Source organism: Pannonibacter sp. SL95 (assembly GCF_026672425.1).
Taxonomy (GTDB): domain Bacteria; phylum Pseudomonadota; class Alphaproteobacteria; order Rhizobiales; family Stappiaceae; genus Pannonibacter.
Genome location: NZ_JAPPRC010000006.1, coordinates 577,944 through 601,977 on the forward strand (window position 1 = coordinate 577,944; position 24,034 = coordinate 601,977).

Annotated in this window: 19 protein-coding genes; 8 read left to right on the forward strand and 11 right to left on the reverse strand. The window is 64.6% G+C overall.

The window, feature by feature from the left end:
- Positions 1-8 precede the first annotated feature (8 nt).
- The 4 genes from OVA12_RS19715 to OVA12_RS19730 all read right to left on the reverse strand — a co-directional run bounded on the left by OVA12_RS19715 (position 9) and on the right by OVA12_RS19730 (position 5,872).
- On the reverse strand, positions 9-1,493 hold the full coding sequence (locus tag OVA12_RS19715; protein WP_268140348.1) for a mannitol dehydrogenase family protein: 1,485 nt from the start codon (positions 1,491-1,493) through the stop codon (positions 9-11).
- Between the two features lie 16 nt (positions 1,494-1,509).
- Positions 1,510-3,918, reverse strand: coding sequence for a glycoside hydrolase family 31 protein (locus OVA12_RS19720; RefSeq protein WP_268140350.1), 2,409 nt, complete (start codon positions 3,916-3,918; stop codon positions 1,510-1,512).
- Between the two features lie 110 nt (positions 3,919-4,028).
- The gene (locus tag OVA12_RS19725) at positions 4,029-5,336 is read right to left on the reverse strand and encodes a TRAP transporter large permease (RefSeq protein WP_268140351.1); all 1,308 of its coding nucleotides are present in this window, start codon (positions 5,334-5,336) and stop codon (positions 4,029-4,031) included.
- Positions 5,337-5,347: 11 nt separating this feature from the next.
- Positions 5,348-5,872: a TRAP transporter small permease gene (locus tag OVA12_RS19730; protein ID WP_268140352.1), complete on the reverse strand. Its 525-nt coding sequence runs from the start codon at positions 5,870-5,872 to the stop codon at positions 5,348-5,350.
- Positions 5,873-6,366: 494 nt separating this feature from the next.
- Between OVA12_RS19730 and OVA12_RS19735 the strand changes: the two genes are divergently transcribed.
- From OVA12_RS19735 to uxuA, 4 genes are all read left to right on the forward strand, one after another.
- Entirely contained in the window at positions 6,367-7,347 is a 981-nt protein-coding gene (locus tag OVA12_RS19735; protein WP_268140353.1) for a TRAP transporter substrate-binding protein, read from the forward strand.
- Positions 7,348-7,438: 91 nt separating this feature from the next.
- The gene (locus OVA12_RS19740) at positions 7,439-9,259 is read left to right on the forward strand and encodes a glycoside hydrolase family 2 protein (RefSeq protein WP_268140354.1); all 1,821 of its coding nucleotides are present in this window, start codon (positions 7,439-7,441) and stop codon (positions 9,257-9,259) included.
- Positions 9,256-10,005, forward strand: a complete 750-nt coding sequence (locus OVA12_RS19745; protein WP_268140355.1) for an FCD domain-containing protein — start codon at positions 9,256-9,258, stop codon at positions 10,003-10,005. The genes OVA12_RS19740 and OVA12_RS19745 overlap by 4 nt, the downstream gene beginning before the upstream one ends.
- A gap of 57 nt (positions 10,006-10,062) precedes the next feature.
- Positions 10,063-11,223, forward strand: coding sequence for a mannonate dehydratase (gene uxuA / locus OVA12_RS19750; RefSeq protein ID WP_268140356.1), 1,161 nt, complete (start codon positions 10,063-10,065; stop codon positions 11,221-11,223).
- 315 nt (positions 11,224-11,538) lie between these two features.
- On the opposite strand, the gene OVA12_RS19755 is transcribed toward uxuA, so the two are convergent.
- The 7 genes from OVA12_RS19755 to OVA12_RS19785 all read right to left on the reverse strand — a co-directional run bounded on the left by OVA12_RS19755 (position 11,539) and on the right by OVA12_RS19785 (position 19,940).
- Positions 11,539-12,702, reverse strand: coding sequence for an iron-containing alcohol dehydrogenase (locus OVA12_RS19755; protein ID WP_268140357.1), 1,164 nt, complete (start codon positions 12,700-12,702; stop codon positions 11,539-11,541).
- Positions 12,703-13,077: 375 nt separating this feature from the next.
- Positions 13,078-14,466, reverse strand: a complete 1,389-nt coding sequence (locus OVA12_RS19760) for an aldehyde dehydrogenase family protein (protein WP_268140358.1) — start codon at positions 14,464-14,466, stop codon at positions 13,078-13,080.
- 86 nt (positions 14,467-14,552) lie between these two features.
- Positions 14,553-15,920: a glutamine synthetase family protein gene (locus OVA12_RS19765; protein WP_268140359.1), complete on the reverse strand. Its 1,368-nt coding sequence runs from the start codon at positions 15,918-15,920 to the stop codon at positions 14,553-14,555.
- Between the two features lie 83 nt (positions 15,921-16,003).
- Positions 16,004-17,053 carry a TRAP transporter substrate-binding protein gene (locus OVA12_RS19770; protein ID WP_268140360.1) on the reverse strand — a complete coding sequence of 350 codons (1,050 nt, stop codon included), beginning with the start codon at positions 17,051-17,053 and terminating at the stop codon, positions 16,004-16,006.
- A gap of 171 nt (positions 17,054-17,224) precedes the next feature.
- Positions 17,225-18,565, reverse strand: coding sequence for a TRAP transporter large permease (locus tag OVA12_RS19775; protein ID WP_268140361.1), 1,341 nt, complete (start codon positions 18,563-18,565; stop codon positions 17,225-17,227).
- On the reverse strand, positions 18,565-19,161 hold the full coding sequence (locus tag OVA12_RS19780) for a TRAP transporter small permease subunit (protein ID WP_268140363.1): 597 nt from the start codon (positions 19,159-19,161) through the stop codon (positions 18,565-18,567). Before OVA12_RS19780 ends, OVA12_RS19775 begins: the two co-directional genes overlap by 1 nt.
- A complete protein-coding gene (locus OVA12_RS19785) occupies positions 19,161-19,940 on the reverse strand; it encodes an N-formylglutamate amidohydrolase (protein WP_268140364.1) in 780 nt (259 codons plus the stop codon). The genes OVA12_RS19780 and OVA12_RS19785 overlap by 1 nt, the downstream gene beginning before the upstream one ends.
- Positions 19,941-20,127: 187 nt before the next feature.
- On the opposite strand from OVA12_RS19785, the gene OVA12_RS19790 reads away from it, so the two are divergent.
- The 4 genes from OVA12_RS19790 to OVA12_RS19805 all read left to right on the forward strand — a co-directional run bounded on the left by OVA12_RS19790 (position 20,128) and on the right by OVA12_RS19805 (position 24,016).
- Positions 20,128-21,003, forward strand: coding sequence for a MurR/RpiR family transcriptional regulator (locus OVA12_RS19790; RefSeq protein ID WP_268140366.1), 876 nt, complete (start codon positions 20,128-20,130; stop codon positions 21,001-21,003).
- A 362-nt stretch (positions 21,004-21,365) separates the two neighbouring features.
- Entirely contained in the window at positions 21,366-22,325 is a 960-nt protein-coding gene (locus OVA12_RS19795; RefSeq protein ID WP_268139841.1) for an IS110 family transposase, read from the forward strand.
- 252 nt (positions 22,326-22,577) lie between these two features.
- Positions 22,578-23,213, forward strand: a complete 636-nt coding sequence (locus OVA12_RS19800; protein WP_268140367.1) for a TetR/AcrR family transcriptional regulator — start codon at positions 22,578-22,580, stop codon at positions 23,211-23,213.
- Entirely contained in the window at positions 23,210-24,016 is an 807-nt protein-coding gene (locus OVA12_RS19805; protein WP_268140368.1) for an enoyl-CoA hydratase/isomerase family protein, read from the forward strand. The genes OVA12_RS19800 and OVA12_RS19805 overlap by 4 nt, the downstream gene beginning before the upstream one ends.
- The last annotated feature ends 18 nt before the right edge of the window (positions 24,017-24,034 follow it).

Consider the following 24,034-nt stretch of genomic DNA (forward strand, 5'->3'; position numbering starts at 1 on the left):
CGAAACTGTCAGGAGAAGAGGGCGGTCAACGAGGCGCGGACGCCCTGTTCACGCAAGCGGCAATAGCTGTCGAAAACGGCCGAGCGGAACAGCGGATCGGCAGCGAGCTCTGGCGGGAAAACTTCCGAAAGTTCAAGCATCGCAGAGACATAGCCTGCGCCATCCGGAACAGCGGCGATGATCTCGGCAAAGCGCGGCGCCATCGGGTCATTGACGGGAAGCGGCTGGCCGGCCTCGTCACTGCCCCTGACATAAGCCATCCAGCCGGTGACAGCGAGCGCCAGCAGCGGGAAGGCTTTGCCGGCATCGAGATGCCAGCGGATCGAGGCCAGCAGGCGCTGCGGCAGTTTCTGTGAGCCGTCGTTGGCGATCTGCGTCGTGCGGTGCTTCAGCCGGCTGTTGCTGAAGCGGGCCAGAAGTTCGTCAGAATAGACTTTGAGATCAATGCCTTGCAGGCCGCTCAGGGTCGGAGCCTGCTCGCTCATCATCAGCCGTCCTGCGGCTGCGGCAAAGAGCGGATCGGCCATGCAGTCCGAAATCGTCGCCTTTCCGGCCAGCGCGCCAAGATAGGCGAGGAAGGAATGCGAGCCATTCAGCATGCGCAGTTTCATTGCTTCGAAGGGGGCTACATCCGCGACAAACTGTGCGCCTGCGCGGACAAAGTCCGGTCTTTTTGCGACAAAATCATCCTCGATCACCCACTGGCGGAACGGCTCGCAGACAATGCCGTTGATGTCGTCCGATCCGATCTCGCGCAGCAGCTGTTTTGACGGCTCGTCGAGGGCGGGAACGATGCGGTCGACCATGGTCGAGGGGAAGGTGCAGTGCCGGGCGATCCAGACGGCCAGATCTTCGTCCAGCGCCTTGGCATAACCGATGATCGTCGCCCGGGTCACCGCGCCGTTGTGCGGCAGGTTGTCGAGCGGCAGCACGGTGACGCCGGCCAAGCCGCTGTCGCGCCGCAGCCGGAGACCTTCGACGATGACGCCGATGGCGGTGCCGGGCTGGCGGGGGGAGGCGAGGTCGGCAACGATGCCGGGATGGGCCGTGTCGAGAGCGCCCGAGCGTGAGCAGTAGCCCTTCTCGGTGATGGTCAGGCTGATGATCGACAGGTCCGGATGGACGAAGTGGCCAAAGAGCGCCGGAAGTCCGTCTCGGGCCGGATGGCAGGTTGCGACCAGACAGTCGATGCGCCGGGCCGCGATGCCGGCATCGTCGGCGGCGGCAACCCAGAAGCGTCGGTCGGTTGCATCGAGGGCCGTGAGCTCCTCAGCGCCGGAATTGAGGCGCACTGCGACGAGGCCCCAGTCGGCAGCCTCACCGGGACCAGCCTGGTCCAGTGTCTCGTCGAGGATCGAGCAGAGGAAGGCGCGGGCGAAGGCGCCGAAGCCGAAATGCAGGATGCGCGGCTTCAGCATCTGGCGGTCATAGGTCGCGGTCTTGACCCGTACGACCTGTGTCACCTCGGGAGCAGCGGGAGCGGAAACGGACATGGACTTGACCTCTGCCTCAGGCACGGGGAACGGGACGAGCGACGCCTGAGGCGATGGGTTCGCCATTCAGGATCAGGGGACGGGTTTCGCCGGAGGGAAGAAGGAAGCTGGCGTCTGCCCAGGCCGGATCATGCCGCCCGCTGCGGGAGACGTCGAGACGGATCTCGGACGCGGTCGAGGTGAGGGCAAGGCGAATGAGGGCGTGGTTGCCGTCGAGCGCATCGACGGCAAAGCCGTCATCGCCATATTCGAGGCTGACACCGGTCGCGGTGCCCGGGGCAGGGAAGAGGGCGTAGGTGCGGGACGTGTCCCGGGCGGCCTGGGCGCGATTGAGATCATCGGCCAGCGGCAGCACCGCGCCACCACGGACGAAAAGCGGCATGGAGGCGAGCGTCACCGGCAGGGTGACAGTGGTGCCGCCCGCATGCCAGCTGCCGGCCCAGAAGTCCCACCAACCGGTGTCGTTCTGCGGCAGGTAGACGGTGCGCTCGGTCACGCCGGGATCGACCACATTGGCGACCAGCAGATCGCGGCCGATCAGGAACTCGTCGCATTCCTCGAAGGTGCGCGGGTCGTGTTCATGGTCGAGGAAGGTCGGCCGCAGCATCGGCTCGTCGGCCGTCACGGCCTGGTGCAGCGCGGTGTAGAGATACGGCAGCAGCCGGTAGCGGAACTTGATCGCTTCGCGGATGAGCGGCGTCACGTTCGGATACATCCAGGGCTCGTTGACCGTGTGGTCGTCGTTCCAGGAATGGATGGTGAAGCGCGGATGGAAGATGCCGTTCTGCACCCAGCGGACGAAGAGTTCCGGATCGGGCTTCGGGCCGGCAAAGCCGCCAACGTCGTGGCCGATGTTGTAGAGGCCGGAGAGTGACATCCCGAGACCCATGCGGATGTTGTAGCGGATCGTCTCCCAGGCGGTGTAGTTGTCGCCGGTCCAGGTCTGGGCGTAGCGCTGCAGGCCAGGCGCGCCGGAGCGCGAAATGAGATAGGGGCGGGTGTCGGGCTGGTGCGCCACCTGCACTTCATGGCTGGCGCGGGTCATCAGCACCGGCAGCAGCGGCCGGATCAGGCCAACGTCGATCTCCTCGCCAAAGCCGTGGCAGCGGGCATAGTTGTCCCAGACCTCGAACTCGTTGTTGTCGTTCCAGGTCGAGTTGATGCCGTAGCGCAGCAGCTTGTCGGCGATGTTGCCCTGCCACCAGGCGATGGTCGCCGGGTTGGTGAAATCGAGGTTCGAGCCCTCGTCATCCCAGAAGACGGAGCGGGACGGGACGTCGCTCTCGCTGTCTTTGATGAACAGGTCGCGCGCGGCGACGTCCTGGTACATTGGATGGTCCTGCAGCAGGCAGGGCTTGATGTTGGCAGCCAGATGCAGGCCGGCGCCCGCAAAGGTGGCGGCGAGACCCGCCGGATCGGGCACCTTGGCGCTGTTCCAGGTGAAGACGTAGCGCTTGGCACCGATGGACGAATAGCCGGAGGACAGCTGGAAGCTGTCACAGGGAATGTCGTGTTCGTCGACGAGCCGGACAAAGCCTTCGAGCTGCTCCTGAGCATTGGGGGCATCGGTGTAATGCATGGTCGAGCCGGAGTAGCCGAGGCTCCACAGCGGCGGGAATGCGGTGCCGCCGGTCAGGCGGACATGATGTTTGACCGCGTCCAGAACCGAAGGTGACCAGCGCATGTAGTAGTCGAGATCGCCATCCTCGGCGCGATAGGTGCGGTAGGGCTTGTGGTAGTTGTCCAGCTCATTGCCCAGATCGAACCAGCAGCCGGCCAGATTGTCGTAGAAGACCGAGAAGGTCCCGGCATCGGGCGTGCGGGTGATGGTGACGGGGATATGCTTGTAGAGCGGATCGGTCGAGCGCGCGTCATAGCCCATGGCATCGAGATTGCGCATCTCGTAGCGGCGGCGGGAGCGCTCCAGATCGCCAGCCTTCTCGCCGAGGCCATAGACCTTCTCACCCTTGCGGCGATTGAGGTAATGGGCGTGGGCGTGCGACTTCACGTCCAGCATGTAGGCGCCGGTCGGGCGATCCTCGGCGAAGACCAGGAACCGGCCATCAGCCTGACGGGCCTCCCAGACGAAGGTCAGGGGCGCGGTGATGGTCAGCCGCAGGTCATCGGTGGAGAGAACGAGCCCGGCCTCGCCACGGTCCTCGACGGTGAAGGGCGGGCAGGCAAAGCCGGACAGGTCCAGCCGCGATCGGCCCTCCCAGGCAACGTCGGCGGGCGCTGCCGTGCCTTCAGCCTTTGGCGCAACAGACCAGGATCGGCCGAGGCGGAACTGGCCATCCTTGCGCAGGACAACACGGAAGAGCTGCGGTTCGAGGACGAATACGGCGAGGAGGTGACGGTTCTCGACCAAGAGCTCGATGCCGGTGTCAAAGGTCCGGGCGAGGCGGAAGGAGTGCAGCGTCTTCATGGGAACTCCGCAAGGCGGTGCAGCGCCAAGCGGTGAGCGCTGCAGGATCGGAATGGGTCAGGATGCGGCAGACAGCAGGCACCGCGGATGCGTGCCTGCTGTCATTGAGGTCAGCCGCCGTAGCCGAGCAGCCAGCGCGGCAGCGCGAGGCTGAGGTCCGGCACGTAGGTGATGAGCAGCAGCACCGCGATCTGCATCGCGATCATCGGGATGAGCGGCTTGATGACACGGGCAATCGACACCTTGGCAACGGAACAGCCGACGAACAGGGCCGAGCCGACCGGTGGCGAACAGATGCCGATGCAGAGGTTGAAGGTCATCATGACGCCGAAATGCACCGGATCCATGCCGAGATCCTTGACCACCGGCAGGAAGATCGGCGTGAAGATCAGCAGCGCCGGCGTCATGTCCATGAACATGCCGACAATGAGCAGGGCAATGTTGATGATGAGCAGCAGCACAAGCGGATTTTCCGACAGGGCTAGCAGCGCGTCCGATACGGCGTAGGGAATGTCAGCGAAGGCCATCGCCTTGGACATGGCAATGGAACAGCCGATCATCAGCAACACGATGGACGTGGTCACGGCCGAGTCCAGGAAAATGGACGGCAGGTCCTTCAGCTGGATTTCACGGTAGATGACCAACGCCAGGAACAGGCTATAGACGACCGCGATGGCGGAGGCTTCCGTTGCGGTGAAGACGCCACCGATGATGCCGCCCATGATGACGATAATCAGGCTGAGCGGCAGCAAGGCATCGATCGTCTTGGCAATGACCGTGCTGAAGCTGGGGCGCGGAGCGACCGGATAGCCACGCTTCTTGGCCATGATTCCGGCGACGATCATGATGCCGAGGCCCATGAGAATACCCGGGACATAGCCAGCAACGAACAGCGCCGCGATGGACGTGCCGCCGGAGATCAGCGAGTAGACGATGAAGGTGGTGGACGGCGGGATCAGCAGGCCGGTGGGGCAGGAGGCGATGTTGACGGCCGCCGAGTATGCCGGATCGTAGCCTTCCTTCTTCTGCAGCGGGGCCATGACGCCGCCAACCGCAGCCGCGGCCGCGACCGCCGAGCCCGAGATGGCGCCGAACATCATGTTGGCGAGGACGTTGCAGTGGGCGAGTGAACCCGGAAGGCGGCCACCCAGAACCTTGGCGAACTCGATGAGGCGCAGGGCGATGCCGCCCCGGTTCATGATGTTACCGGCCAGGATGAAGAACGGAATGGCGAGCAGGGTGAAGCTGTCGAGACCCGAGGCGATCTGCTGCGCCGTGATGAAGATCGACTGGTCGACCGTCATGAACAGGGCGAAGGTCAAGACCGAGGCGATGCCAATGGCATAGGCGACGGGGACGCCCAGAACCATGAAAAGGCCGAAGGATCCGAACAGGACGAATGCGCTGAAGAGTTCCATGGGTTCGTCCCTCAGTCCAGGGGGCCGCCGGCCGGGGCTTCGGCGTCAGCATCGATGGGATGAATGCGTCCGGAGACGAGGCCTGCTGCAAACTCGAGGCAGTAAAGCACCATCATGATTCCGGCGAACGGTACCGCGCCGTAGACATAGCCCATCGGCAGACGCAGGGCGGGGGAGAGCTGGCCGGTTGCGAGCGTTTTCTGCACCAAGGTCGTGCCGCCATAGACAAGCACGACGGCCGAGAAGAGACCGACCAGCAAGGTGACAAGCAGGGCAAGCCAGCGGGCCCTGTCCGGTCCGGCCAGATGCAACAGGATGTCGATGGCCAGATGCTTGCGCTGGCCGAGCGTGTAGGCAGCACCGATCAGGCCGACCCACATGAACAGAAACCGGGCGAGTTCGTCGGTCACTGTGCTGGGAGCATTGAGGACGTAGCGCGAGAAGACCTGCCAGACCACGCAGGCGACGAGCACCGCGAAGACGGCGGCAATAAACACACCCAGCGCGTGGTCGACGCGGGCTTTCAGTGCATGCATGAGCGCATGTCCTCCACTTCGGAGCCGTCTGCCGGAGCAGCGCCCCTGTTTCCTCCCCGAACCTTGCGGTTCGGCCCCGGTTCCGGATTGGTTGACCAGAACGATGCCCGACGGCATCCGGTCAGCTTATGGGCAGTCCGATTCTTCCGGAACGACAAATCGGCTCTGAATGCAGGCGCAGACTCGTGATTTTGGTCGGCAACGTCAGGGTGGCGCACCGCGACCGAGCAAGCAAGCGCAGTCACTGCCGGGAGCACGCTCCCTGTCAGCGCCCTAGAGAATGCGCATTTTCAAAAATTGGTCAACCAATTTTCAAAACTGGTTGACACAGGGCCGTGTTTGGCGAAGTCTCTGGTCGCAAGCCGAGCCAGGAGTGATCGGCCAATTCGTCCGGACCGGTGATCCGCCCGCCCGCCCCTGACCCGATCTTGCGAGGTCACGCGGAGAGGGCAGGCGCGTAAGGTCCGGGTCTGGATCATCGGGAGGAATTTGACATGCGTATGATGAACCGTCTCGCCGTTCTGGCGGGTGTTGCGCTCATGGCGTTCACTGCTGTCGCCGACGCAAAGACGCTGAAGCTGAACCACAACAACCCGGAAGACCATCCGCTGCACAAGTCCATGGAATTCATGGGCAAGCGCGTGGAAGAGCTGACCAACGGCGACATCAAGATCCGCGTCTATGCCAATGCGCAGCTGGGCAACCAGCGCGAATCCATGGAGCTGATGCAGAACGGCACGCTCGATATGGCCCGTTCCAACGCCAGCGAGCTGGAAGCCTTCGAAGAGTCCTATTCGGCGCTGAACCTGCCCTTCATCTTTGCCAATGACGACCACTACTACAAGGTTCTGACCAGCGACATCGGCGACGACATCCTGGCGGCTTCCAAGGACAAGGGCTTCGTTGGCCTGGCCTACTACGTCGAAGGCGCGCGCTCCTTCTATTCCAACAAGGAAATCAAGACCCCGGCCGACCTGAAGGGCATGAAGATCCGCGTGCAGCCGAGCCCGTCGGCCATCCGCATGGTCGAGCTGCTGGGTGCGGCTCCGACGCCGATTGCCTTCGGTGAACTCTACAGCGCCCTGCAGCAGGGCGTGGTTGATGGTGCCGAGAACAACCCGCTGGCGCTGACCGTCAACCGTCACGGCGAGATCGCCAAGGTCTACTCCGAGAACGAGCACACCATGATCCCGTCGGTGGTGATGGTGTCCACCCAGACCTGGGACGGCCTGACCGCCGACCAGCAGAAGGCCCTGAAGCAGGCCGCGCGCGAGTCCATGGACTTCCACCGCGATGGCTGGAACAAGCAGGTCGCAGCCGGCAAGGCGCTGGCCGAAAAGGAAATGGGCGTGAAGTTCGTGGCCGTCGAAAAGGCCCCGTTCGTCGAAGCCGTGAAGCCGATGTATGAGGAAGCCGCTGCCAAGTCGCCGCGCGTTGCCGACCTCATCAAGCGCATCCAGGCTGCTGCCAACTAAGATACCAGACGGACCCCGGGCCGGGTGCGGCCCGGGGTTCCTATTGGCTGTTTCAAGACTTTCCTGCTGCTTGTACCCCCGGAGACCTGCCGTGCTTGAACGTTCCGCCCTCGCCGAAAACGCCCTGCAGGCGCTGCATGACGAGGACTATGACCGCCCGTTCAACACGCAGGCGCTGAACCATTCGACGCTGGTCTTCACCCGTGGCCGCCCGCGCATCAGCCTCAATGGCGACTGGAACTTCTGCGTTGACCTGCTCGACACCGGGCTGCGGCAGAAGTGGTTCGCCATGCTGCCGATGGCGGCCGAGGAGCGGCCGGAGCCCTGGGACTATGACCCCTATGAGGGCGAGACCGTGCCGGTGCCCTCCAACTGGCAGATGCTGAAGGAGAAGTGGTACTTCTTCGAAGGCAGCGCCTGGTACACCCGGCCGCTCGACATGGCCGCAATCAACCCGGGCACGCGCAAGTTCCTGCGCGTGGGCGCAGCGCAATATGACTGCAAGGTCTTCCTCAACGGCGCATTTCTCGGCAACCACTACGGCGGCTCGACGCCGTTCATGGTGGAGCTGACCGAGCACCTGAAGCCCGGCCGCAACTGGCTGATGCTGATGGTCAACAACACCCGCACGCTGGACCGCGTGCCGATGCGCAACACCGACTGGTTCAACTATGGCGGCGTCTACCGCGAGGTGGAACTGTTCGAGACGCCGAAGACGCTGATCCGCGATCTGTTCGTCCATCTGGTGCCCGACGGCCGCTTCGGCACGATCCGCGCCGAAGTGGCGGTCGAGGGCGCGGACACGGCACGGCTGGAAATCCCGGCGCTCGGCATCGACACGGCCCTTGCGCTGGACGCCAGCGGGCGCGGCGTCATCGAGATCGCGGCCAAGCCCGCGCTGTGGTCGCCGGAGAGCCCGGTGCTCTACGACGTGCGCCTGACGGCGGGCGAGGACAGCGTTCGCGACCGTGTCGGCTTCCGCGAGATCCGCACGGTTGGCGACGAGATCCATCTCAACGGCAAGCCGCTGTTCCTGCGCGGGATTTCCGTGCATGAGGACGACCGCACGCTCGGCAAGGTGATGCGCGAGGAAGATCTCGCCCGCCGCTTTGCCCATGCGCGGGAGCTGAACTGCAACTACCTCCGCCTGGCCCATTATCCGCACCACGAGCGCGCCGCCGAGATGGCGGATGAGCTCGGGTTCCTGCTCTGGGAAGAGATCCCGGTCTACTGGGCGATCGACTTTGCCAATCCGGCCACCTACCGCGATGCTGAGAACCAGCTGATCGAGCTGATCAAGCGCGACCGCAACCGCGCGTCCGTCATCATCTGGTCGGTCGGCAACGAGAACCCGGACACCGATGCGCGGCTCGCCTTCATGCGCGGCCTTGCCGAGACGGCCAAGGCCTATGACCCGACCCGGCTGACTTCGGCGGCCTGTCTCGTCAACCACGCCAAGACCTGCATCGAGGACCGGCTGGCCGACCACATCGATGTCATCGGCATCAACGAGTATTACGGCTGGTACGAGGAGAACTTCGAGGATCTCGCCGCCATCGGCCGCAATTCCAATCCGGGCAAGCCGGTGGTGATCTCCGAGACCGGCGCCGATGCCGACATCAGCGCCACCGGCCCGCGCCGGGCCCTCTTCAGCGAGGCCTACCAGACCGAAGTCTACGAAAAGCAGATTGCGACGCTGCGTCCGCTTGACTACGTGAAGGGGATGTCCCCCTGGATCCTCTATGACTTCCGTGTCGAACGGCGGCAGAATGTGTTCCAGAAGGGCTTCAACAAGAAGGGCCTGATCGCCGGTGACAAGGCGACCAAGAAGGAGGCCTTCGCGGTGCTTTCGGCCTATTACGCCGAGCGCCGGGACGAGGACCAGGCGCGCGGCGGCGGGGGAGAAGCATGATCGAAGCGGCGGGCAAGCGGCGCTACGAAGAGGTGGCCGAAGCGCTCCGCAGGGAGCTGGCCGAGGGCCGTTACAAGGTCGGCGACCGGATGAAGCCGGAACGCCAGATCTCGGACGAGATGGGCGTGTCGCGCTCTCTGGTGCGCGAAGCGATCATCCGGCTCGAGATCGAGGGCCTTGTCGACGTGCGCAAGGGCTCGGGCACCTATGTGGTGCGCCTGCCGGCCGGCGATACGGAAGATCCGCGCGGCGATATCGGCCCGTTTGAACTGCTGCAGGCGCGGCAGGTACTGGAAAGCTCCATCGCTGCCTTTGCTGCCACGACTGTGACCAAGGCCGACATCCTGCGCATGCGCGAGGCGCTGGACATGGAGCGCCGCGCCATCGAGGAGGGCAGCGGCGACTATTCCGGCGATGAGCTGTTCCATCATCTCATCGCCGAGGCGACGCAGAACAGCGTGCTGGTCGACATGATCGACGAGCTGTGGGGCAAGCGCGAGCAGAGCCCGATGTGGGAACGCCTGCATGCCCGCATCTTCGATGTCAGCTACCGCGGCCGCTGGCTGGAGGACCATCAGGCGATCCTGACGGCGCTGCAGTGCAAGGACCCGCGCGCGGCGCGTCAGGCCATGTGGCAGCACCTCGAAAACGTGCGCCAGACCCTGATGGAACTCTCGGACGTCGATGATCCGGAGTTCGATGGTTACCTCTTCGACAGCGGCCTTGTTGCCGCTGCCGTGTCCTGACCTGTGCCCCATCACCACCTGAACAACAAGACCGCCTCCAACTGAGGACAGACCAAGATGCAACAGACCTGGCGCTGGTTCGGCCCCGCCGATCCCGTTTCCCTCGCCGATATCCGGCAGGCCGGCGCAACCGGTATCGTCACCGCGCTGCATGACCTGCCCAATGGCGTGGTCTGGCCGGTTGCGCGGATCCTCGAGCGCAAGGCCATGATCGAGGCTGCCGGCCTGACCTGGGCCGTGGTCGAGAGCATCCCGGTGCATGAGGACATCAAGACCGCCGCGCCGGGCTGGGAGCGCTATGCCGAGGCCTGGGCCGAGAGCCTGACCAACCTTGCGCGCTGCGGCATCCGCACGATCTGCTACAACTTCATGCCGGTGATCGACTGGACCCGCACGGACCTCGCCTATGAGCTGCCGGACGGGGCGAAATGCCTGCGCTTCGACGCGGTGGCCTTCGCCGCCTTCGACCTGTTCATCCTGCAGCGGGACGGGGCAGAGGCAAGCTACAGCGCCGCCGAGATCGAGGCCGCGCGGGCAGCCCATACGGCCATGTCCGACGCCGACATCGCCAAGCTCACCGCCAACATCATTGCCGGACTGCCGGGCGCTGAGGAAAGCTATTCGCTGGACAGCTTCAAGGCGCGGCTGGCCACCTATGCCGAAACCGACGCCGAGCGCCTGCGTGCCAATCTGGCGGCGTTCCTGAAGATCGTGGTGCCGGTGGCCGAAAAGGAAGGCGTCGTGCTGGCAATTCACCCGGACGATCCGCCGCGCCCGCTGTTCGGCCTGCCGCGCATCGTCTCGACCGCCGCCGACATGAAGGCAATTGCCGCCATGGTCGACAGCCCGGCAAACGGATTCACGTTCTGCACCGGATCCTATGGTGTGCGGCCCGACAACGATCTGTGTGCCATGTTCCGCACCCATGCGGACCGGGTGCATTTCCTGCATTTGCGAGCGACCAAGCGCGAGGAGGGCGGCCTGACCTTCCACGAGGCGGCGCATCTGGACGGCGATGTGGACATGGTTGCCGTGATCCGCGAGATCGTCGCGGTCGAGCGCCGGCGCGGCAACGCTCTTCCCATGCGCCCGGACCATGGCCATCAGTTGCTCGACGACCTGCGCAAGACCTCGACCCCCGGCTACCCCGCGATCGGCCGCCTGCGCGGCCTTGCCGAACTGCGTGGTGTCGAGCGGGCGGTGAAGGCGCTGATCTGATAAAGGCGTTGCTGCCGGGCTGAAGGCACTGATCATTCAAGAAATGGCCGGGCGTAAAGCCCTGCCATTTTTGGTTGATGACAAACCTCGACTTCTCCGCAGTCATCCCGGCCAAGCGCAGCGCTGAGCCGGGACCGGAGAGTCGAGGCCTCTATATTTCAATCAGCTAACCCGGGAGAGACCTAGGCTCTCCGGTCCCGGATCTCCGCTTCGCTGCGTCCGGGATGACGGCGGTTAGGTCGAGGGTCGCCTCTAAACAAAATGGCCGGGCACAAAGCCCGGCCATTTGTCATTGGGGCTGTGACGGGGCTCTTGTCAGAGCTTGCCTTCGAGCGCCGCGTCGAAGATCGACAGGGCGGCGTCGCGGGTCAGTTCGACCGGGTTGCCGCCGGCGGTCGGGTCGACGATGGCCATGTCGGCGATGAGGTCGCGCTTGGCGCCGTCGACGCCGAGGCCGCCGATGGTGTGCGGTACGCCGAGGTCGGAGCGCATCTTCAGGATATGCGCCTGGAAACCGTCGAAGCCGCCGGCAATGCCGCAGAAGGCCGCCAGACGCTCGATCTTGGCCTGGATGGCCGGGCGGTTGAACTTCAGCACATAGGGCATGAACACGGCGTTGGTCATGCCGTGGTGCGTGTCATAGAGCGCGCCGACCGGGTGGGACAGGGCGTGGATGGCACCAAGGCCCTTCTGGAAGGCGACGGCACCCATGGCGCCCGCGCTCATCATGTGGCCACGCGCCAAGAGATCGGAGCCGTTGGCGGCGACGATCGGCAGGTTGTGGATCGCCAGACGCGCGCCTTCGACCGCGATGCCTTCCGACATCGGGTGATAGAACGGCGAGCACAGCGCCTCCAGGCAGTGGGCGAGGGCGTCCATGCCGGTGCCGACGGTGATCATGCGCGGCATGCCGGTGGTCAGTTCCGGATCGCAGATGACATATGCCGGCAGCATCTTCGGGTGGAAGATCACCTTCTTGGTGTGGGTCGCCTCGTTGGTGACGACGCCGGCGCGGCCGACTTCCGAGCCGGTGCCGGCCGTGGTCGGCACGGCAACGATCGGGGCAATGCCGGCCGGATCGGCGCGGGTGTACCAGTCGCCGATGTCCTCGAAGTCCCAGATCGGGCGGGTCTGGCCGGACATGAAGGCAATCAGCTTGCCGGCATCGAGGCCGGAGCCGCCGCCAACCGCCAGCACGCCGTCATGGCCGCCGGCCTTGTAGGCGGCAACGCCTGCGGAAATGTTGCTGTCGACCGGGTTCGGCTTGACGTCGGAGAAAACGGCGCAGTCGATGCCATCGGCTTTCAAGAGCGCGACCATGTCGGCGATCATCGGCAGCTTCGCAAGGCCCGGATCGGTGACCAGCAGCGGGCGCTTCATGCCGGCGAGCTTGACGACAGCAGGCAGTTCCTTGATGCGGCCCGCGCCGAAGCGCACGGCGGTGGGATAGGACCAGTTCACGGACGGAAGGGCAGTCATGGGTCGGGCTTTCAGTCAGTTGGTGCGTTGGGGTCAACGCGGTGAATGGTGTTGCACGGGGGACAGGCTGGGCCTTGCCATCCCATTGTCACTTGAAGCTTGGCTCATCCCGGGCAACTGGCAGAGCCTCAACCCCTCTCCCTCCTTGAGGGGGAGATGCCCCCGGCAGGGGGCAGAGGGGGGTATCGGTCTGTCAAGTCATCCGGCGGTGATCATGCGCTGAAACGCTGGCACCCCCCTCTGTCTGCATTCGCAGACATCTCCCCCTCAAGGGGGGAGAGGGCGCTGCGGCCAGCAGGCCAGTCGCAGGGCAGCTCCGGTCTCTTTGCCTGTTCCCCATTCCCATGCGGCGAGGGGAACATGCGGGTTTCAAACTCAGTGCTCGAGGCGCAGGTGGTAGGACTTCGGGCGTGTCAGGTTGGCGAAGCCGACTTCCGACAGGGCGGCGCCCTTGCCGGTGTCCTTCACGCCGGTCCAGACAAGGCCCGGATCCACGTAGTCGCAGCGGTTCATGAACACGGTGCCGGTATCGATCTGGTGACCGATCTTCTCGGCAGCCACGGCATCCTCGGTCCAGATGGACGCGGTGAGGCCATAGGGGCTGTCGTTCATGAGCTGGATCGCCTCGGCGTCGTCCTTCACCTTCATGATGCCGACGACCGGGCCGAAGCTTTCCTCGCGCATCACCGACATTTGGTGATTGACGTTGGTCAGCACCTGCGGGGCGAGGTAAGGCGTGCCGGCCTTGTCCATGGCAAAGGCAGACATGTCGATGTGGGCCTTGGCGCCCTTGCGGATCGCTTCCTCGGTCTGCTCGCGGACCCAGGTGGCAAAGCGGGTCTGGGCCATCGGGCCGATGGTGGTTTCCGGATCGAGCGGGTTGCCAAGCTTGTAGTCGCGCGTCATGGCGACGAAGCCATCGACGAACGCGTCGTAGCGGCTTTCGTGCACATAGATGCGCTCGATGCCGCAGCAGCACTGGCCGGAGTTGAAGAAGGCGCCGTCGACGAGGTTGGCGACCGCGTAATCGAGATCCGCATCGGCCATGACATAGGCCGGATCCTTGCCGCCAAGCTCCAGGCCCATGGTGGCGAAGGTGCCGGCCAGTGCACGTTCGATGGCCTTGCCGCCAGCGACCGAGCCGGTGAAGTTGACATGGTCGATGACGCCGGAGCCGAGCAGCTTCTCGGTGCCGTCATGCGACAGCACGATGTTCTGGAACACGCCCTTGGGCAGGCCGGCCTTCTCGAAGGCGGCAGCGAAGCGCTCGCCGACCAGCAGCGTCTGCGCGGCGTGCTTCAGGATGACCACGTTGCCCGCCATCAACGCCGGGAAGATGGCGTTGCCGGCGGTCATGAAGGGGTAGTTCCACGGCGCGATGACCATGACGATGCCGAGCGGCTCCATCTTGAGGTAGCGCTTGAAGCCCGGGCGGTCGTTGCGTTCGATGTTGGCCAGCGCGCTTTCGGCAATGCTGGCCATGTAGCGGGTGCGCTCGGTGAGGCCACCCTTCTCGCCGCCGTAGCGCACGGGGCGGCCCATCTGCCAGGCCAGTTCGGTGACGATGTCGTCGTTCATCGCCAGGAGGGCATCAAGCGCCTTGAGGCAGAGGTCAACGCGGGTGGCAAGCGGGGTCGCAGCCCATCCGGCCTGCGCGCTGCGGGCGGCGGTGACCACCCGTTCCACCGCGACAGCGTCCAGCGCCGCGCGTTCCGCATAGACCGATCCATCGACCGGCGAGATGAGTTTGATCGTGTCCGACATGGGTCACCTTCAAAGAAACACCGCCGGGTGCCGGCGGCTGCAGTGTTCGCCGGGACGGCGGCCCGGGTGATCCGGGCCAGCCCTCCTCAGGCGCGTTCAAACCCGCGGGCGATCTCGTAATCGGTCACCACACGGTCGAATTCTTCCTGTTCCCATTCGCCTGCGCGCAGGTAATGGTCAATCACCTTGTCACCGAATGCCTCGCGCAGCATGGACGAGGCATTCAGTGCCGACAGCGCATCGCGCAGGTTGCGCGGGATCTGCGGGGTCTTCTGCGCCTCGTAGAGGTCGCCGGTCATGGCCGGGGCCAGCTCCAGCTTCTCCTCGATGCCGCGCAGACCGGCTGCGATCTGCACCGCAAGCGCCAGATAGGGATTGAGGTCGGAGCCGCCAATGCGGCATTCGACGCGCACGCCCTTGCTGTCCTCGCCGCAGAGCCGGAAGCCGGCGGTGCGGTTGTCGATCGACCAGACCATCCGCGTCGGCGCGAAGGTGCCCTTCTGGAAGCGCTTGTAGCTGTTGATGTAGGGCGCCAGGAAATAGGTGTAGTCCGGCGCATACTTGATCAGCCCGGCCATGTAATGGCGCATCAGGTCCGACATGCCATGCGGCTTGGAGGGATCGTAGAAAGCCGGCTTGCCGTCCTTGGTCCAGAGCGACTGGTGCACATGGGCGGAGGAGCCGGTGCGGTCCTTGTGCCACTTGGGCAGGAAGGTCGCACCGTGGCCGTGCTGCCAGGCAATCTCCTTCACCGCGTGCTTGGCGATGGAGTGATAGTCGGCGCAGTTGAGCGCGTCGGCGTAACGGATGTTGAGTTCTTCCTGGCCGGCCTCGGCTTCGCCCTTGGTGTTCTCCACCGGGATGCCCGCAGCATAGAGATGGTTGCGCAGCGGGCGCATCACATGCTCTTCCTTGGTCGTCGCCAGGATGTGGTAGTCCTCGTTATAGGCCGAGATCGGCTCCAGGTCGCGGAAGCCGGACTTGCGGATCTCGTCGAAGCTCTTGGCGAACAGGAAGAATTCCAGTTCCGTCGCCATCATGGCGGTAAACCCAAGCGCATCAAGCCGGGCAATCTGTGCCTTCAGCATGGCGCGCGGGGAGTGCGGCACGTCGGCGTGGGTGTGGTGGTCCTGCACATCACAGAGCACCATGGCGGTGCCTTCGAGCCACGGCACCAGGCGCAGGGTGGAAAGGTCCGGCTTCAGCACATAGTCGCCATAGCCGCCTGCCCAGCTGGTCGAGGCATATCCGGGCACGGTGTACATCTCGAGGTCGGTCGCCAGGAGATAGTTGCACCCGTGTGTCTCCTCGTGCGCGCTCGACAGGAAATGCTGCACATGGAAGCGCTTGCCCATGAGGCGGCCCTGCATGTCGACCATGCAGGCCAGCACGGTGTCGATCCTGCCCTCAGTAGCCGCCACTTTCAGGGCGTCGATAGTCAGATTGCCAGCCATCTGGATGTACTTTTCTTGTTGTCCGGAGAAGGTCAGTGCGGGGCAGCCCGGACCGCAGAACGGTCCGGGCCACGATCAGCTCATCAGCCGTAGCGGTACGGACGGCCGGCCTTCGCCATGACGTCGTTGTACTTCTTGATGATCTCGACCACCTGGGCCTTGACCGGGGACTCGGCAGCAATCTCGTCCCAGAAGGACAGGGCGGCCTGCTCGACCACAACCCACTCGTAGTCCGGGATCGAGGTCAGCTGCAGCTTCGGACCGTTGACGCGCAGGTCCGCTTCGCCGCCCCAGTACCACCACTGGCGATAGAGGTGGGATGAGTCCATCGCGAGCTGCAGCATCACCTTGAGATGATCCGGCAGTTCGTTCCAGCGGTCGTTGTTGGCGAAGAAGTGGCCAACCCAGGCGCCGGAGATGTTGTTGGTCAGGAAGTACTTGGTCACGTCAGCCCAGCCGACGGTGTAGTCCTCGGTGATGCCCGACCAGGCGATGCCGTCGAGCTCGCCGGTCTGCACGGCGACCTGGATGTCTTCCCAGGGCAGGGTGACCGGAACGACGCCGAACTGGGTCAGGAAGCGACCGGCGGTCGGGAAGGTGAAGATGCGCTTGCCCTTCAGGTCTTCCAGCTTGGTGATCGGGTCCTTGGTGGCAAAGTGGCACGGATCCCAGGAGCCGGCCGAAATGTGCTTCACACCGACCTTGGCATATTCGTCTTCCCAGATCTTCTTCAGGCCGTACTGGTTGAACAGCACCGGCACGTCGAGCGAATAACGCGTCGCGAAGGGGAAGTAGCCGCCGAACACGGCGACTTCCGTCGGCGAGGCCATGGAGTCGTCATCGGACTGCACGGCGTCGATGGTGCCCTTCTGCATGGCGCGGAAGAGTTCCGAGGTCGGAACCAGCTGGTCGGCGTAGAACAGCTCGATTTCCATCTGGCCATTGGCTGCCTTGTTGAAGGCGTCGATGGCCGGCTTGATCACATGTTCGCCGAGAGCGGGACCGGCATAGGTCTGCAGGCGCCACTTGATCGGGGCCTGGCCCAGCACGGCCGGGGCCGCGAGGGTGGTTGCACCGGCTGCCGCAACCGTCGTCAGGCCAGCGTTCTTCAGGAATTCACGTCTGCTCGTCATGTCAAGTCACTCCCCTTTTAGGTGATCTGACCCGGGCGGGGTGGCCTTTGGCCATTGTTCTTGCCCGCCGGGGTCATCCGCATGTCGAAATCGTGTCTTTCAGGCCGCCAAAGAGGCGGGTCTTCCTTCCTCCCTTGCCGCCGGGCCCTCAGGTCCGGCCGGCACGATTGGCTACTTTGCGTAGACCAGTCCCGGCAGCCACAAGGCAATCTGCGGGAAAATCATGATGATCGCCAGCGCCAGGACCATGATCAGCACGAACGGGATGATCGAGGCGTAGATGTCGCGCATCGAGAATTCCGGCGGGGCCATGGCGCGCATCAGGAACAGGTTGTAGCCGAACGGCGGCGTCATGTAGGCGATCTGGGTCGTGATCGTGTAGAGCACGCCGTACCAGATCAGCACCTGGTCAGCCGGCATGCCAAGATCCAGCTTGGCAACCAGCGGCACATAGAGCGGCGCCACGATGACCAGCATTGCCGTGTCGTCGAGGAACGTGCCCATGACCAGGAACGACAGCTGCATCAGGATCAGGATCGTCCAGGGATTGAGGCCCAGCTCGCCGGTGAAGAAATACTCGATCGACTTCACCGCGCCGAGACCGTCGAAGACCGCGCCGAACCCGAGGGCGGCCAGGATGATCCACATGAACATGCAGGAGATGAACAGCGTCTGCTTCACGCAGGAGTGGAAGATCACCCAGGTCATCCGCCGCTTGGCCAGTGCCACCGCGAAGGCGGTCAGCGCACCGATGGCGGAGCTCTCGACAAGGCTTGTCCAGCCGTTGACGAAAGGCACCATCATCACGAGGAAGATGCCGATGGGCAGCAGGCCGGCCGACAGAAGGCGCAGCTTCTCACGCATCGGCACGTTGCGTTCTTCCGCCGGAAGGGCGGGGCCCAGTTCCGGCTGCAGCTTGCAGCGGACCACGACATAGACGATGAACATCGCCGCCATCATCAGGCCCGGCACCACGCCGGCAAGCCAGAGGTTGCCGACCGGCTGACGCGCGATCATGGCATAGAGCACCAGAACCACGGACGGCGGGATGAGAATGCCGAGCGAGGACCCGGCCTGGATGACGCCGGAGATCATGCGCTTGTCGTAGCCACGACGCAGCAGTTCCGGCAGGGCTATGGTCGCGCCGATGGCCATGCCGGCCACCGACAGGCCGTTCATCGCCGATACCAGCACCATGAGAAGGATGGTGCCGATGGCCAGACCGCCGCTGACCGGGCCCATCCAGACGTGGAACATGCGGTAGAGGTCTTCCGCGATGCGCGATTCCGACAGGATGTAGCCCATGAAGATGAACATGGGCAGCGTCAGCATCGGGTACCAGTTCATCAGCTTGATTGCCTGGGCGAAGGGAATGTCCGTCGAGCCGGTGCCCCAGAGCGCCAGCGCGGCAATGGCCGCGACACCGCCGATGGCGCCGAAGACGCGCTGACCTGTCAGCATCATCAGCATCATCGAGGCGAACATGAAGAGGGTGATCATCTCATAGGACATCAGATCGCCTCCCCACGAATGCGAGCGATGTCCTTGATCAGCTCGGAAATGGCCTGCAGCAGCATCAGGAAGAAACCGAATGTCATGATCACCTTGATCGGCCACATGTAGGCGCGGAAGGCCGTACGGCTGCGCTCCAGATGACCCATCACCTCGCCGGCGGCATCCGGACCTCCGGTGACGAAGGCCACAATGAGGTCCCAGTAGAACAGCAGGGGATGATCGTCGAAATAACCGAGCGAAAACGCCGTCGAGGCGAGCGAGCCGTAGAGCAGGACGCCGAGATAGAACATCAGCAGGAAGACTGTCAGGGCATCCACCGATGCCTTCTTGCGCGGGGACCAGTTGGCGTAGAAGAGGTCCATCCGCACATGCGCACCGGCCTGCAGGGAGTAGGGACCACCAAGCACGTAGTAGGTGACCATCGCAAACTGGGCGAATTCAAGCGTCCAGAGTGACGGCGTGAAGAAGGTCTTGGACATCGACGACCACAAGAGGATCCCCATCATCACGAACAGCCCGTACATGATGAAACGGCCGAGACCGATGCTGAACCCGTCGACCCAGCGGACATAGGTGCGTGCGAAACCGGGCATCATGCCTCCTCCGCCAGAGCGGGCAGGCTGTCAGCCAGGATCTTGCCCAGCCGCTGGCCCCAGGCCTTCTCGGCCTCCGGCGTCGCGACATCGGTGTTGCGGATTTCGATCATGGCGCAGGCCCGGCCCTGGGATTCGCCGTGACGCGTCAGGGTGTAGTAGACGCCATCCGCGGGAGAATAGGGCTCGTTGTCGCCGACCGTCAGATCGCCGGGAGCCTTTAGCGCCGCGATCATCGCGTCGCCGAGCCGCCGGTCCTTGTCGGCAATGATGCCGATTTCCCAGGGGCGGGAGACGCCCTTGTAGACGGGGGTGTAGGTGTGGACGGAGACGATGACGCTGCGCTTGCCGGCCAGCGCCCGCTCCGCCACCAGCGTTTCGATGGCGCTGTGGAAGGGCACATGCGCCAGCTCGATACGCTGTTTGCGATCCTGTTCGCTCAGGTTCTCGTTGCCGGGAATGCGCGTGGTCTCGCTGATCGCCGGGATGAGGTCATGCGCCGCGTGGTCGCGGTTGCAATCGATGATCAGGCGCGAGATGCGCGGATAGACGAGCGGGGCGTCGAGAAGACGCGACATCTCCTGGGCCGTGCCAAGCGCTCCCGGGTCCCAGGCGATGTGGGCCACACGTGCCTCGGCGCTCAGGCCAAGATCACCATAGGCCTCGGGAATGAAATTCGAGGCGTGGTCGCACACAAGAACATAGTCACTGCTGCCGCTGCGGTTTTCGATGGACACACGTGTCCCGTCGCTGGCAAGCGGCCCCTCCGGCTGCGCCATGCTGCCTCCCCATCTGGAAGTGACCGTCCGTTTACGTTTGTATTTTTTGTTACAGAATTGCGTAGACGGCCACGCTGTGTATGATTTGATACAAGGAAACGGTGCCTGTCAAACATAAAACATCAAACGGCCTGACGGGCCGGGGCAGGGGGCGGGCGAAAGGCTTGCGCCGAATGGGGGAACGCTGATGGACCAGGCTCTGGTCGAGGAAATCCGCGAGCGGCTGGACGAATTCACCACGACGGAACGCCGGGCCGCACAGGCGTTGCTGGCCAATTTCCCCTTGCTGGGATTGCAGACCGTGGCCCAGTTCGCCGATGCGGCGGGGGTCAGTTCGCCGACAATCCTGCGCTTCGTGGCAAGGCTCGGGTTTCCGGGCTTTCCCGAATTTCAGCGACGGCTGAAATTCGAACTGGAAAACCAGCTGAAAGCGCCGCTGGCGCGGGACCTCGCGTTGCCATCCGGGGACACGGGCTGCGGCAATGCCTTTGCCGACAAGCTGGTCGAGAACCTGCGCGAGACGTTCCAGCATCTGCCCGAACGGGAAATCGAGGCCTTCGTGCGCCTGCTGGCGGATGAGAGGCGGACGGTCTACCTGCTGGGGGGGCGCTTCACCGATGCGCTGGCCCGCTACATGGCGGCGCATCTGCGCATCGTGCGGTCTGGCGTGCACCATATGGCCGGGCAGGAAAGCAACTGGCTCGACCAGCTCATTGGCATGGGGCCGAAGGATGTGCTCGTTGTCTTCGACATCCGCCGCTATCAGGCCGGCATCGTGCGCTTTGCCGAGGCGGCGGCAAAGCAGGGCGTCACGGTTGGTCTCATCACCGACAGCTGGATGTCGCCCGTTGCCCGGATCTCGCAGCACGTGCTGCCCGTGCGGGTGGCCGTGCCTTCGCCCTGGGACTCCTCGACGGCGCTGATGGCTGTCGCGGAAGTGCTGATTGCCGGTGTGACCAAGGAAAACTGGCAGCGCAGCGAGCAGCGCATGCAGGCGCTGGAAGCCCTGCGCAACGGGGCCGACCCGGTGCGCCCATTGGAGAGCGACGACGGAGAGGCCTGAGATTGAAGACACACCTCGACACACCGTCGTCGTCCCGGACGAGCGTCAGCTCGAGCCGGGACCGGAGGGTCGAGGTTTCGGGGATCCAATGCGATGGAACCGGAGGCGCATTGGCTCACCGGTCCCGGGTCTTCGCTGCGCTGCGCCCGGGATTGTTTGTTGTCCGTGGTGCTAGGGTAAAGGGGAAGCTGCGACCCTTAACCCGCAGCTTCAGCGTCAGGCGACCGTCCCGGGGTCGGGTTTTCACCCGCTGTCATCATGGCTCCCTGACGCTTCCCTTTTCCCGCTTGGAGAGTTGATTGGGCCTCTGGCTGACACCCACGCCCGCAAACAATCCGAAGCACGTCAAGGATAGCACGGCCATGCCCGCCCTGCAGCAGCCTCCCGCCCATGTCTGCGGCTTCGATGTCGCCAAGGACAGCATCACCGCCTTCGACACCGCCACCGGCCGTGTCACGACCTTCCCCAACCGCTCCGCCAGCATCCGCAAGGCGCTGACAGGCCTGTCGGCCGACTGCCTGTGCGTGTTGGAGCCGACCGGCGGCCACGAGCGCCTGCTGGTGGGCGAACTGACGGCAGCAGGCCTTGCCTGCCACCGGGCCGATACCGTTAAGGTCAAGGCATTCAGCCGGTCCTTCGGCCGTCTTGCCAAGACAGACGCCATCGATGCCCAGGCTCTGGCCCGCTATGGCGAGGAGCGCTGGAAGACACTCGCCCTGTTCACGCCGGCCGATGAGACCCAGAGCACACTCGCCAGCCTCAATGCCCGCCGTCAGGAGCTTCTCGCCCTCAAGGTGGCCGAGCAGAACCGCTCAAAGATCCCCGGAGAGGGACCTGGCATCGCGATCATCCGCCGCTCCTGCCAGGTCATCCTGCGGGCGATCCTGCACGAGATCGAGGCCATCGACGCCGCCATCGAGGCGCTCGTCGACGCCTCGCCGCAGCTCGCCCGCCGGATCGAGGTCTGCTGCTCCCTGCCGGGCGTGGGCAAGCGCACCGCCATCACCCTCGCCGCAACCATGCCGGAACTGGGAACGATGGACCGGCGCCAGGCCGCAAGCCTCGCCGGGGTCGCCCCTCATCCCAAGGACAGCGGAACCCTCAAGGGATATCGCCGGATGCACGGCGGACGCTCCACCGTCAAGCCGGCCCTCTTCATGGCCGCCTTGTCCGCAAGCCGCGCAAACGGGCCATTAAAGGAGGTCTATCAAAGGCTTATCAACAACGGGAAGAAGCCAATCCTCGCAATCGCCGCCCTCATGCGAAAGATCATCGTCATCCTGAACGCAAGGATCAGGCACAACGCACAACAACAGAGTTGATGACGGCGGCGGAGGGCAGAGGTCCAGACCGACGATGTCCGTGTCTGCGACCGCGCCACGACACTCCGGCCGCCCCCTTCGCCCGCGAAGCGCAGCACGGGCTTGCAATCAGAACCAAAACATGAATAGTGATTCATGTTTCATGTTGGCGCGGCTTTCGGCGCGCCGGCCAGACAAAGGTGTCCCGTGAGCGAACACAGGCGTCAAGTCCGATCTGAAGCTGCCAGCGCAAGGCCGCGCAAGGCGAAGGCCGTGCCGGATGCGCTGCCGGTGGCCGAAGACGAACCGCGCGGCATCCAGCCGAAGACGGCGCGCGGCGAGGCGACGCGGCGGGCGATCCTGGATGCGGCCGAGCGGGTGATCGGCGCGAAGGGCTTCAGCGAGGCGTCCATCGGCGCGATCACGCGTGAGGCCGGCTGTGCGCAGGGCACGTTCTACATCTACTTCAAGGGCAAGGAGGAGGTGTTCTCCGAACTCGTCCTCGAGATGGGCCGGCTGGTGCGACGGGCGCTGACCCAGGCGACCGCGAACATTCCGGACCGGCTGGCGGCGGAAAAGGCGGGCCTGCGCGGCTTCCTCGACTTTGTTGCCGCCCATCCGGATCTCTATCGCATCATTCAGGAGGCGCTGTTCGTCGATCCGGCGGCCTATCGCGCCTATTTCAGCAGTTTCGCGGAAGGCTACCGTTCGGCACTGGCCGATGCGGAAGCGGCCGGGCAGATCCGGCCCGGCGATTGCGATGTTCGCGCATGGGCCCTCATGGGGATTGCCCGTGCGCTCGGCGAGCGTGCGGTCATCTGGGAGGACCGCACGCCCGTTGCCGAGGTGGTGGACGCCGCGCATGACCTGATCGTGCATGGCCTGCAGCCACGCGGGGACAAGCCGTGAGCCTTGCTGCGACCGAGGCCGCCGGGCCGCTGGCGGCGCTGCAGCTGGAAGGCGGGTACGCCCGCATCACGCTCTCCCGCACCCGCCGCCACAATGCGCTGGTGCCGGAGCTGCTGGCTGACCTGCGTGCCGCCATCGCGGTGGCGCGGCAGTCCGGGGCAAGGGCGCTGGTGCTGGGCTCCTCGGCGCGCAGTTTTTCGATTGGCGGCGACATCGCCGGGTTTCTTGCCCATGCGGGCAGCGCGGGCGAGCTCAACGCCTATGCTGCCGATCTGGTGGGGGAGCTGAACGGGGCGATCCTTGACCTGTTGGCGTTCCCGATGCCGGTGCTGACGGCGCTCAATGGCCCGGTCACCGGCGGCTCGACCGGACTGGTGCTGGCGAGCGATCTGGTCGCCGCCGATCCTTCCGCGTTCTTCCAGCCCTATTACGTGGACATGGGCTTTGCGCCCGATGGCGGCTGGACCGCCTTGCTGCCCGACCGGATCGGCACGGGCGCGGCCCTGTCGATCCAGTATTTCAACCGCCGGATCAGCGCCGACGAGGCGCTGCGTCTGGGTCTGGTCAGCGAACTGGCCGCACCGGGCGGGGTGGAGGCGGTGATTGCCGGCTGGCTCGCCACCCTGGAGGCCAAGGATCCGCGCAGCCTTGCCGCCACTCGTGCTGGCGTCTGGCCGAAGGAGCGGGTGTCAGTGGTGGCGGCGCGGCTTGAGGCCGAGCGCCAGCGGTTCCTCGCTCTTGTCACCCATCCTGACACGCTGGCGCGCATGCGCGACTTTGCGGCGGGGAGCGCCCGCACCTGAACGCGGCCGGATGGCCGG